The sequence below is a fragment of the Streptomyces sp. NPDC005533 genome, from assembly GCF_042871845.1.
GTDB lineage: Bacteria > Actinomycetota > Actinomycetes > Streptomycetales > Streptomycetaceae > Streptomyces.
Genome location: NZ_JBIAJH010000087.1, coordinates 1 through 10537 on the forward strand (window position 1 = coordinate 1; position 10537 = coordinate 10537).

The 10537-nt window shown below is 68.2% G+C and carries 8 protein-coding genes and 7 pseudogenes; 5 read left to right on the forward strand and 10 right to left on the reverse strand.

Annotation, left to right across the window (positions count from 1 at the left end; translation table 11 throughout):
• A pseudogene (locus ACFYP3_RS35895) lies at nucleotides 1–473 on the forward strand (IS3 family transposase); the annotation flags it as partial.
• A 42-nt stretch (nucleotides 474–515) separates the two neighbouring features.
• Here the strand turns inward: ACFYP3_RS35895 and ACFYP3_RS35900 are convergent.
• Nucleotides 516–959 (reverse strand): annotated as a pseudogene (locus ACFYP3_RS35900) (transposase); the annotation flags it as partial.
• A gap of 19 nt (nucleotides 960–978) precedes the next feature.
• Between ACFYP3_RS35900 and ACFYP3_RS35905 the strand changes: the two are divergent.
• Together ACFYP3_RS35905 and ACFYP3_RS35910 are read left to right on the forward strand one after the other, a co-directional pair.
• Nucleotides 979–1502: pseudogene (locus ACFYP3_RS35905) on the forward strand (IS6 family transposase); the annotation flags it as partial.
• 216 nt (nucleotides 1503–1718) lie between these two features.
• Nucleotides 1719–2243, forward strand: a complete 525-nt coding sequence (locus ACFYP3_RS35910) for a CGNR zinc finger domain-containing protein (protein ID WP_388842138.1) — start codon at nucleotides 1719–1721, stop codon at nucleotides 2241–2243.
• 30 nt (nucleotides 2244–2273) lie between these two features.
• On the opposite strand, the gene ACFYP3_RS35915 is transcribed toward ACFYP3_RS35910, so the two are convergent.
• Nucleotides 2274–3191 (reverse strand): AEC family transporter, encoded by a 918-nt coding sequence (locus ACFYP3_RS35915; RefSeq protein WP_388842140.1) that lies wholly within the window; start codon nucleotides 3189–3191, stop codon nucleotides 2274–2276.
• A complete protein-coding gene (locus tag ACFYP3_RS35920) occupies nucleotides 3188–4342 on the reverse strand; it encodes a pyridoxal phosphate-dependent aminotransferase (RefSeq protein ID WP_388842142.1) in 1155 nt (384 codons plus the stop codon). The genes ACFYP3_RS35915 and ACFYP3_RS35920 overlap by 4 nt, the downstream gene beginning before the upstream one ends.
• A 797-nt stretch (nucleotides 4343–5139) precedes the next feature.
• On the opposite strand from ACFYP3_RS35920, the gene ACFYP3_RS35925 reads away from it, so the two are divergent.
• Nucleotides 5140–5430, forward strand: a complete 291-nt coding sequence (locus ACFYP3_RS35925) for a hypothetical protein (protein WP_388842144.1) — start codon at nucleotides 5140–5142, stop codon at nucleotides 5428–5430.
• A 132-nt stretch (nucleotides 5431–5562) separates the two neighbouring features.
• On the opposite strand, the gene ACFYP3_RS35930 is transcribed toward ACFYP3_RS35925, so the two are convergent.
• The gene (locus ACFYP3_RS35930; RefSeq protein WP_388842146.1) at nucleotides 5563–5916 is read right to left on the reverse strand and encodes a hypothetical protein; all 354 of its coding nucleotides are present in this window, start codon (nucleotides 5914–5916) and stop codon (nucleotides 5563–5565) included.
• Nucleotides 5917–5975: 59 nt separating this feature from the next.
• The gene (locus ACFYP3_RS35935; RefSeq protein ID WP_388842148.1) at nucleotides 5976–6173 is read right to left on the reverse strand and encodes a hypothetical protein; all 198 of its coding nucleotides are present in this window, start codon (nucleotides 6171–6173) and stop codon (nucleotides 5976–5978) included.
• Between the two features lie 339 nt (nucleotides 6174–6512).
• Here ACFYP3_RS35935 and tap point away from each other — a divergent pair.
• Nucleotides 6513–8027, forward strand: a pseudogene (gene tap, locus ACFYP3_RS35940) (telomere-associated protein Tap); the annotation flags it as partial.
• Here the strand turns inward: tap and ACFYP3_RS35945 are convergent.
• From ACFYP3_RS35945 to ACFYP3_RS35965, 5 genes and pseudogenes are all read right to left on the reverse strand, one after another.
• Nucleotides 7982–8308: pseudogene (locus tag ACFYP3_RS35945) on the reverse strand (transposase family protein); the annotation flags it as partial. The pseudogenes tap and ACFYP3_RS35945 sit on opposite strands and share 46 nt — an antisense overlap.
• Before the next feature lie 217 nt (nucleotides 8309–8525).
• A complete protein-coding gene (locus ACFYP3_RS35950; RefSeq protein ID WP_388842150.1) occupies nucleotides 8526–8663 on the reverse strand; it encodes a hypothetical protein in 138 nt (45 codons plus the stop codon).
• A gap of 54 nt (nucleotides 8664–8717) precedes the next feature.
• A pseudogene (locus ACFYP3_RS35955) lies at nucleotides 8718–9334 on the reverse strand (IS6 family transposase); the annotation flags it as partial.
• Between the two features lie 488 nt (nucleotides 9335–9822).
• The gene (locus ACFYP3_RS35960) at nucleotides 9823–9978 is read right to left on the reverse strand and encodes a hypothetical protein (RefSeq protein ID WP_388842152.1); all 156 of its coding nucleotides are present in this window, start codon (nucleotides 9976–9978) and stop codon (nucleotides 9823–9825) included.
• Between the two features lie 52 nt (nucleotides 9979–10030).
• Nucleotides 10031–10537: pseudogene (locus tag ACFYP3_RS35965) on the reverse strand (IS3 family transposase); the annotation flags it as partial.

A 10537-nucleotide genomic window follows, 5' to 3' on the forward strand; every position in this document is an offset into this window, starting at 1 on the left:
CTGCCGCGTGCTGAGCGAGCACGGGGCGCCCATCGCGGTGTCCACCTACTACGACGCCACAGCCAGACAGCAGCGTTCCTCCGGCTCCGGCTCCGGCTCCCGGCTCCGAGGGAGCGTCCTTGCGGGACGAGATGCTGAAACGGGAGATCATCCGCGTGTTCGACAGGAACTTCCGGGTCTACGGAACGCGGAAGGTGTGGCTGCAGCTCAACCGGGAGGGCATACCGGTGGCCCGGTGCACCGTCGAGCGGCTGATGCGCGAGCTGGGCCTGAAGGGGGCGGTCCGCGGCAAGAGGTACCGCACCACTGTGCCCGATCCGACCGCCGCTCGCCCGGCCGATCTGGTGAAACGCCGGTTCGACCGTCCGGCGCCGAACCGGCTGTGGGTCACCGATTTCACGTACGTGGCCACCCTGGCCGGCACGGCCTACGTCGCGTTCGTCATCGACGTGGGTGCTGTCACGTTGTCGGGGGTGTGATCGTTTGAGGGCATGGCGATGTTGGCGGGGCCGTGTTCAGGCCGTGGCGGGTATGCCTGTGCTGCCGGTGATGTGGTTCCAGATGGTGAAGCGGATCATCATTTCGAGGTGGTGGCGGCCGGCGGTCATCAGGTGTCGGCGGGGTCGGAAGTGGGGTGAGATCCCGGTGAACGCGGACAGGAACTGCTGGGCCGAGCCGGTGCTGCGGAAGCCTTTCATCGCGCGTTCGCGCTGTCTGGTCGGCTGGTGTGAGTTCTCCGCCCGGTTGTTCAAGCCCTTGTGGGAGCGGTGCTCGACCGAGGGTATGACCTCGCGGTGCGCGGCACCGTAGGAGCGGAGCTTGTCGGTGACGATGACCCGGGGCACCTGCCCGGTGGTGGTGAGGAGCCGGCGGAAGAACCTCCTGGCCGCGGCCTTGTCACGCCGGCTCTGCACCAGGATGTCCAGCACGTTGCCGTCGGCATCCACGGCCCGCCCCAGGTACTTCCGCTCGCCGTTGATGCGCCGTCGTCGGCCGCAGGCCGGGGACAAGTGGCACCTCGACGAGGTCTTCGTGAAGATCAACGGCGAGCGGCACTACCTCTGGCGCGCCGTCGACCAGGACGGCAACGTCCTCGACATCCTCGTCCAGTCCAGGCGGGACACCAAAGCCGCAAGCGGTTCATGGCCGGGCTGATGAAGAAGCAGACGTGTGTCCCCCGGGTGCTGGTGACCGACAAGCTGAAGAGCTACGGCAGCGCGCACCGCGAACTCATGCACTCGGTCGAGCACCGTTCACACAAGGGTCTGAACAACAGGGCCGAGAACAGCCACCAGCCCACCAGGCAACGCGAACGTGCGATGAAAGGCTTCCGCTCACCCCAAGCCGCCCAGAGGTTCTTGTCCGCGTTCAGCGGCATCTCACCCCACTTCCGGCCCCCACGCCACCTGATGACTGCCGTCGGCCACCGCTTCGAGAAACTTGTCCGCTTCACCATCTGGGAGCGCGTCACCGCCGGCATCGGTCTGCCCACAGGAGCCTGAACCCAAGCCCCAGCAAGGGCCCGCCACACCCCGACACGCCATCAGACGATCACACCCCAACAACGTGACAGCACCTCGGCACGCCGCACCATCCCCGCCGTGCGCGACTTCCTCGCAGCCACCGCCTGAGGGGAGTATCACGGAACGATTTACAGTCCCGCCGCTGCCCAGTGCAGGCGATCACGGCGGATACAACGGATGTGCTGCAATGGGTGAGTGAAGTTTGAGCATGACAACATGGTCGGTGTCCGCCTGGCTGTGTCGCTGGTGAATCTTGAGGCGGGTGGTTCGTGGCGGGCCGAGGCGTTGGAGCAGGTGCTTGAGCGTCATGCGATTCGGCGTGCTCGTGTGACTGGTTCGGCTGGTGAGGAGATCAGGGTGTGGTCGCGGCGCTTGCGGCCCGTTTTCGAGGCTGTCTCGCAGGACGAACGGTGCGAGACCGTTAATGCCTTGCTCGCCGACGGTGCCGGAAGGGTCTATCTGACGACGCACGACGGGTTGCGGCCACATCTGCATTTCGCGCCGGACGGCAAGGACGTGCAGAGCCGTGTGCGGGCCGTGACCGCGGGCGGGCTGGCCATCTTCGCCATGGAGGCGGAGGGCCGGCGGCTGGGGGTGTGCGCGTTGGATTCGTGCCGGACGGCTTTCGCCGACACCAGCCGTAATGGTCGCCGCGCCTACTGCAGTGCTCGCTGCGCCAACACGGATGCCGTCCGCCGTCACCGTATGAAGCAGGGCTGACAACGGCTGCGGACCCTAGGGTCCCGGTGGTCAGGTGGGAACGAGGGCCGCGACGAGCGGAACGGCGGCGATGCCCACGAGGGTCTGTGTCGCGGTGATGCCGGCCATCATCGGTGCGTCCCCGCCGAGCTGTCGGGCCATGATGTACGACGACGACGCCGTGGGCAGGGACTGGAAGAGCACGGCGACGAGCAGTGCCGACGCCCCGAGGCCAAGCGGCTGGGCCAGCAGGAAGGTCACGGTCGGCATAAGGACGAACTTCATGGTCGAGGACGTGAGGATCGGGCCCGTCCATGCGCGTGCGTGGCCAAAGCGCAGCGCGGCGCCGATGCACAGCAGTCCCAACGGCATCGAAGCGGCTCCCAGCGACTGCAGTGCCGGCTCGATGCCCGGTGGCAGACCCAGGTGAAGGGCCTGGAGGAGGCCGCCTGCCACGCAGGCGAAGATGAGCGGGTTGGTCACCAGTTGCCGGGCGATGCCTGTCAGGCTCAAGCGGGCGTCGCCGAACCGGGCGAAGACCAGCACGCACAGCACGTTGACCGTGGGCACGATCGCAGCGTTGCAGACCGCGGCCATGGCCACGCCCTGTGTCCCGTACAGGCCAGAGGCGATGGTCACGCCGATGTAGTTGTTGAATCGGATGCTGCCCTGGAAGACCGAGGTGAAGCCGTCGCTGGGCAGCCGCATCAAGGGCTTCAGGGCGATGACCAGCGCGGCGACCACCACGGTGGAAGCGACCAGGACGGCTGTCAGGGTTCTCACCGGAAGGTCATGGGTGTCGGCCGTCGCGAGGCCGTGCAGGAACAGTGCCGGCAACAGCACCCGGTATCCGAGGCTCTCGGCTCCGGACCAGAAGCTCTCGCCCTGGATCATCCACCGCTTGACGACGAAGCCGAGCCCGATCAGCAGGACGACCGGTATCAGGGCTTTGAGTGTCAGTGCGATCACGTGGCGGCCTTGTCGAGGACGCCGACGACGGTGCGGCAGCCCGCTTCCAGCGTGGTGATGTCGGTGGCGAAGGAGAGCCGCAGATGGCCCGGCGCGCCGAAGGCACGGCCCGGCACGGTTGCGCATCCCGCCACCAGGAGCACCTCCGCCACCGCGAGATCGTCACCGGCCGTAAGGCGCGGGAACAGATAGAACGCGCCGTCGGGCGCCACCGTGTCCAGGTGCGGGCTCTGTCGCAGGATCGCCAATGCGGCATCCCGGCGACGGTGGTAGATCGCTCGCCGTTCCGCCAGGATTGCCCGGGGCCCCTCGAGCGCGGCGACGGCCGCCAGTTGGCTTACGGCCGCTGTCTGCGTGCAGTTCTGCGTCTGTACGGCGGTGATGGCGCGCACGAGGTCGGACGGGCCCAGTCCCCAGCCGATGCGCCAGCCGGTCATCGCATACGCCTTGGAGACGCCGTCGACGAGCAGGATCCGCTCCCGCAGATCCGGTGCGGCCTGCGCGAGGCTGACGTACTCCCGATCGTCGTAGCGGATGTGGGCGTAGATCTCGTCGGACAGGACCGTGACGGCGGGGTGCCGCCGCAGCACCTCGGCGAGGGCCGCCAGTTCATCATGGCTGTAGGTGGCGCCGGAGGGATTGCCGGGGGCGTTCAGCACGACCCAGCGCGTCCGTTCGGTGATGGCCGCCCGTAGGGCTTGCGGCGTGAGGCGGAAGCCAGACGCGGCTGGGCAGTCGGCGACCACCGGCAGCCCGCCGCACAGGCGGATCATGGCGGGGTAGCTTGCCCAGTACGGCGCCGGGACGATCACCTCGTCCCCCGGGCGCAGGGTGGCGAAGAACGCGTTGAAGATGACTTGCTTCGCGCCGCACCCCACCGCCACCTGGGCGTCCGCGTACTCCAGTCCGCGATCCCGCTCCACCACGTGCCGCACGGCCCGGCGCAGTTCGGGCAGGCCGTTGGCGGGGCTGTAGCCCAGCACACGGCCGGCCGCCTCTTGGGCCGCGGCAATGACATGGCCGGGCGGGGCGAAATCTGGTTCACCGAGCGTGAGGTCGACGATGTGCCGGCCCTGCGCGCGATGCTCGGCCGCGCGGCGGGCCATCTCCAGGATGGGCGATCCAGCAGGCGTCGCCAGGCGACCGGTCACCGCGCATCCCTCCCGCAGGACAACGACAGCTGCGCACGGCCGGGGGCCACCTTGTGCCGCAGGGAAAGACGCCCCTGTGCACCGAGTATCGAAGCAGACATGCAGACACACTGATGTAACTGTGCGGGGCACTACAACCATTACAAGGCAGGCTCGGGAGCTGTACGAAAGAGCTGGTCACAGCAGCCCATCGAAACAGCGGCCACGAAGCAGAAGCCCGCGGCGAAGCAACCGGCATCGGTGCAGCCACCGGCCGCACCCACCCACGCGCCGCCGCCCGTGCCGCCCCAGGCCCAGCACCCGACCGCGCCACCAGCGCCGGCACCGGTACCGGCACCGGTCGAACCCGCCGAGGTGCTCATCCCTCCGAAGCCTGCCGGGCCTCCGCCGCCCGTTCCTCCTCAGCGGCGCAAGGGACTGCTCCGCTGGCTGGGCAAACGCCGGTGACTTCGGCAAGGCGCTCTTTTACCCCTGTCTGGGAGAACCCGCTCCGGGTGGGGCCGCTTCGGATAGGGTCGGGGCAGCTCGTGCCGGCATGGGTGTACGGGTCAGGCCCGGTGCCCAGAGCGCTCTGGGGGCAGTACCACCGGGCTGTCCCGCCCCGTATCGGCTAGCGAGCTGCTCACGGTCGGCCTGGGACCGAGGCCAGCCGATGCTTCCCGGCCCGGACCCAGTGCTCTGGTCTTGAATGTGAGTGGTCGCCTGGCGAGGCTGCGGAACCGGAGGCCGTACGGGGGTACGGGCGCGATATCGTGGAGTCTCTATCTGCGGTTTTGTGATCTGGCAGGAGTGCCCGCGTGCCTGAGGACCCCATCGCTCACAGCGAGCTCGCTGCCCTGACCCGGCGCTTCGAGGAGACCTCGGCTCAGGACTCCCGCGAGTTCGGGATCATCAAGTCCGACCTCACCGCGGTGCGCCTGCAGGTAGGGAACCTGGACCAGAAGGTCGAGAACCTCAGCAGCCACGTGACCCAGCGCCTGGACGGGCTGGAGCGCAAGATCGACGGCTTCATCGACGAGCAGCGCACGGCCAACGCGACCATGGTCGAGCTGCTGTCCTCGCTCGTGGGCAAGAGCACCGACAAGTGACCTCACGGCCCTGCGGCTGAACAGCCGGCGGGCGAAATCACGGCCCGGACCACATGTGGTCCGGGCCCTGATGCGTTGCCCGGGGTGCGCGAAGCCGGTGCCGTTCGCAGGGTGTCCGCAGGGGGCTGCGGTTCAAGAAGCCTTCGGCTCGGGTGCGGAGGGCCTGAACGTCTTCCAGACCCATTCCCCTCCTTCGAGCTGCGCCACCAGGACCCGGTCCTCTTCGTCCGGGTCGTCGGTCGCGAGAAGTGCGTCCTGCTTCGCCTGACTGATGGCGAAGAGCAGAGTGAGGCTGAAGTCGTCCGGTAGCAGCGGCCCGTCGAGGCCGCCGTCCTTCGCGTCGACCAGCACCGAGATCTCGTTCGATCCGGACAGGGAGGCGCGGACCTGACGGTCGTCCGCGTCCAGGTAGTTGATGGCGTCAGCCCGTAACAGGACGCGGCTGATGCCTGTCTCGCTCTTCCGCATGATCCAGATGTTCGTCACGGCTCCTCCTCGGATGGGTCGGCCGGCCGCTGCCCGTATCGGGTGTCGGCCGCTGGCGTTCAGTGCGCCGGGTTGGGGCGGGCGCAGCGGGCGACGACGAGGGCGTGCCACTTCTCGCGCACGACCTCGGGGGCATCGGTCCAGATCGTCGTGGTGGGGCCGCTCAAGGGGAGTCCGCCCATGTAGCGGGCGATGTCGACGAAGTAGGCGAAGTCGCCGCTGGCCGTGAGCTGACGCAGCGGTAGCGGCGCCGCCACTCGCCATCGAGGGCGATGACGTCCCCGGCGAGCGGGATGTTCTTGGCGCACAGGCAGCACCTGATGCGGAACGCGACGGACACGGCGGGCTCCCAATCGCCTCGTGGGCCGGACCCGCTCAGCCTGGCAGCCGGCCCCGGTCCTGCAACGTCGCCATGCCGCCTGGGTGCTCACCGCCGCCGTGCGTGCAACACACACTGCAACAGACGGCTGCAACAGGGGACTGCAACGCACCGTGTTGCAATCTCCCCATTGCGCGATCCGATGCGCGATCCGATGCGCGATCCGATGCGCGAATCAAAGTGCGATCGGGTATGATATCCATTGGAGGTGACCTCTGTGTCCACTGAGAACGAGCTGTTCAGCGCCGTTGATGCGCTGCTGGAGCAAGTCGCGCAGGACGACCTGCCAACCCCTGCGGAGCGCAAGCGCCTGCGGGAGGCGGCGGGCCTGAGTCAGGCGCAGATCGCCACGGCGCTGGGTGCTCGACGCGAGGCCGTGGGGAACTGGGAGATCGGGAAGACGGAGCCGCGGCCGCCGAAGCGCGCCGCGTACGCCCGCCTCCTGGAGGGCCTCGCCGCCCGCTTCCCCGCCCCGGCCGCCTACGCGCCCGCCCCGGCGCCGGTGGTCCCGGAGGCGTTCACCGGTCCCGTGCCCCTTCCCGCCCCGGCCGTCGAAGCACCGGCGGCCTCGGCCCCGACTGCTGCCACACGCCCGGCGCCCGTTGCGAAGCCCGCCGCGTCGTCCCGGCGCCCGGGTGCGAAGAAGGCGACGCCGAAGAAGACCACGGCGGCCGCCGTCGACCCGCGCTTCGAGAACGGCCCGCTTGCAGTCATCGACGCCGACACCGACGGGCAGGTGTCGGCGTACTGCGTCGGCGACCTGGTCCTGGACGTGCCCGCCAAGACGATCCCGGCCCTGGTCGACTGGACGCTGGCCGAAGCCCGCCTCGGTCAGGCCCGGCTGCACCGCAACGGCCGCGACGCCGACCCGGTCCTCGTCCTCACCCCGGCCGCCCTGGAACGCTTCGGCCTGCCCGCCGCCCTGTCGGAGTAGGAGCGCAACGCGAGCCGACTCCCGGCCGGCCACAAAGTGGTCAAGCAGATCGAGCGGGCCGGGCTCCAGATGACCCAGCGCGGCCTCGGCCCGTGGGCCCGCATCTACCGCGACCCCGAGGGCTCCCGGCGGCGCTGCGTCCAGCTGTGCATCCTGCCCTGGAACGCCCTGGACGTCCGCGAGTGGGGCCGCAAGGACAACCCACAGCTGCTGCTCACGATGCACCCGGCCGACCTCGTCCAGTACCTCGGCCTGTACGCGGCCCGGGTGATGACCCCGCGCGGCAGCACGGCGACGACCGGCCTGGAGCTGATGACCGCGCTGCGCCCGCCGACCCGCGCGGAGAAGGACGAGGCCACCGGGGAGTTCAAGCCCGCCTTCAACGCGGACGCGCTCACCGCCCTCTACAAGGTGGTGGACTGCGAGGTCCCCGATGAACACCCGAACCTGAAGGGCAAGTTCGCCCGGCACCACCTGCGCACCCCGGCCGAGATGCTGATGGAGGAGCCCTACGACTGGTGCCGGCCCCTGACCGATGAGGAGTGCACGAACCCGTACCTGGTCGCGGTCGACCTCAACATGTCGTTCGCCGCGGCCGCGAACAGTCTCACCGTCGGGCTGAACGGGTCCACCCACCTCACCGGCAACCCGGCTTTCGACCCGGCGCTGCCCGGCTCGTGGCTGGTCGACCTCTCCCATGTCGACCTGTCCCGCGTGCGGGTGGGCGGCCGCACCGTCGACGTGGACCGGCTTCCGAGCCCGTTCACCCCGAAGGGCGACCGCCCCGCCCACCCGGCCAGGACGTCCAGGGTCTCGTCCACATAACGCCAGGCCGTCGCCTCCGATACCACGAACCCTGCTCCCACCTGCGCGAATGTCTCGTTCTTCCGTAGGTGGGCGAGTGCGAGCAGGGCCTGCTTGAAACAACCGAGCCTGCGCCAGCGTGACTTCACCTCGCGCCGCCGTTCGTAGATGAGCCAGGAGACGTGCTCCACAAGCTCGTGCGGCAGGTCGAGCATGGAAAGATACGGAACCAACAGAGCCCCCGGGCCATCGGCAGTGTCGAGTGGAATCAACACCGCCAACGACCGGGGGCTCTGCCACGTCACCCACTGGCTGACCAGGCCTTTCACTCCTCAGAGACAGGATGAAAGAGGTTCAGTGAGCCTTTTCAGGGGTGAGTCTCCAGAGTGAGGATGGCTTTGGTGATTGACGTGAGTTTGGTGGGGCTGCAGCGTGCTTTGCTTTGCGGAGGATGCGCCAGGTCTTGATCCGGACAGTGGCTCTCTCGAGGGGTCAGCGAAGCCGGGAGTGGGCCCGGTTGACGGACGCCTGTTTGGCGGTGAGGTCTTTGCCGGGCTTGCGGCGGTGGGGAACGGTGACGATGCCGCCGGCTCCCTGGTAGGCCTTGTCGGCCTCACCGAAAGTAACCACCCCCACAGGCCCGAACCAGCAGACCTACGCCTCTACATACACAAAGGAATTGACAACCTCAAGTGGTGAGATGCCGCTGAACGCGGACAAGAACCTCTGGGCGGCTTGGGGTGAGCGGAAGCCTTTCATCGCACGTTCGCGTTGCCTGGTGGGCTGGTGGCTGTTCTCGGCCCTGTTGTTCAGACCCTTGTGTGAACGGTGCTCGACCGAGTGCATGAGTTCGCGGTGCGCGCTGCCGTAGCTCTTCAGCTTGTCGGTCACCAGCACCCGGGGGACACACGTCTGCTTCTTCATCAGCCCGGCCATGAACCGCTTGCGGCTTTGGTGTCCCGCCTGGACTGGACGAGGATGTCGAGGACGTTGCCGTCCTGGTCGACGGCGCGCCAGAGGTAGTGCCGCTCGCCGTTGATCTTCACGAAGACCTCGTCGAGGTGCCACTTGTCCCCGGCCTGCGGCCGACGACGGCGCAGTCCCTTGGCGTAGGCCTGCCCGAACTTGTTGCACCACCGTCTGATCGTCTCGTACGAGACGATCACGCCGCGCTGGAGCATCAGCTCCTCCACCTCACGGAACGACAGCGGGAAGCGGAAGTACAGCCACACACCGTGCGAGATGACCTCCACCGGGTAGCGGTGGCCCTTGTACGACGGCGCCGCGACACCCACCAGCAGACCCTCCCAAGACGACCAACCTCAAGATCAACTCACCAGACCAGCTCAACGTGACAGTACCGTGCAGACAGCAAGCCCTTGAGCCCACCACGTCTGCTCAATAGCGACCACCGGGGTGCCTACGGTCGGCATGTTGAGGGCGCGCGCCTCGTCCGGGGTGGGCATCCGGCAGTCGAGAGCTTCCTCCACCTCGTCGATCCGGATCCCGATCTTATCGAATCGACCGATGAGGCCCAAGGAGGCATGTGGCCCCTCGATGGGGCAAGCGATTGCTGTGTTTCCTGTGAGTGCCAACAGCTACCGGTACTACAGCCGTGAGTCGTGTTCGCGGTCTCTTCGGTTGCGGGTTGTGTGATGGCATGGCAGGGCCCGGGTTTGGTGGGTGTGCCGCCAGAGCGATTGGGCTGTGACCAGGGCGGCAGTGATCGGCGGTGGAGGCCAGGCGAGGCGGGTGAGGAGTCGGCGGATCTCTTCGGCGCTGTAGCGGGTCAGCTGCGCAACGCGTCGGCTGGGTGCCCCTTTTCGGGGTGGCCGCTCTGGTCGGGTTCCGGGGCGGCCAGCGCCGGGGTGGTGGTGTCGTCGGTGCGGGTGGCGGTGGTGGTCAGGAAGGCGAGGACGGCCATGGAGAGGGTGATGTGGCGCATCCAGGCGTCCCAGGTACGGACCTCGTAGTGGTCCAGTCCGCAGTCGGATTTCGTAGTGGGCTTGTTCGGCTTCGGCGGGGGTGAGGTCGTCGCAGGCGGTGTGCAGGCGGCGGTTGTTGTACCAGTCGACCCAGGTCAGGGTGGCGATCTCGACGTCGGTCAGGGACTGCCACGGCCCGTTCGGCTTGATGACCTCGGTCTTGAACAGGCCGATCGTGCTCTCGGCGAGGGCGTTGTCGAGCGCGTCACCGACCGTGCCGACGGACGGGGCTATCCCGGCCTCCTGCAGATGGTCGGTGTATCGAATGGCAAGGTATTGAGATCCGGCATCGCTGTGGTGGATCAGGCCGGTGAGGTCGGCGGAGCCGGTGCGGAAGCGGGCGGCGACCGCCATCCAGGGCGTCCAGGACCAGGGCGGTGCGCATGTGGCCGGCCGCGGACCAGCCGATGATCCGGCGGGCGTACACGTCGATGACGAACGCGACGTAGGCCGTGCCGGCCAGGGTGGCCACGTACGTGAAATCGGTGACCCACAGCCGGTTCGGCGCCGGACGGTCGA

What these genes read in the sequence shown, in the direction of transcription:
- ACFYP3_RS35960 (WP_388842152.1), bottom strand. Translation starts at nt 9,978, where the DNA reads ATGCGCCACATCACCCTCTCCATGGCCGTCCTCGCCTTCCTGACCACC.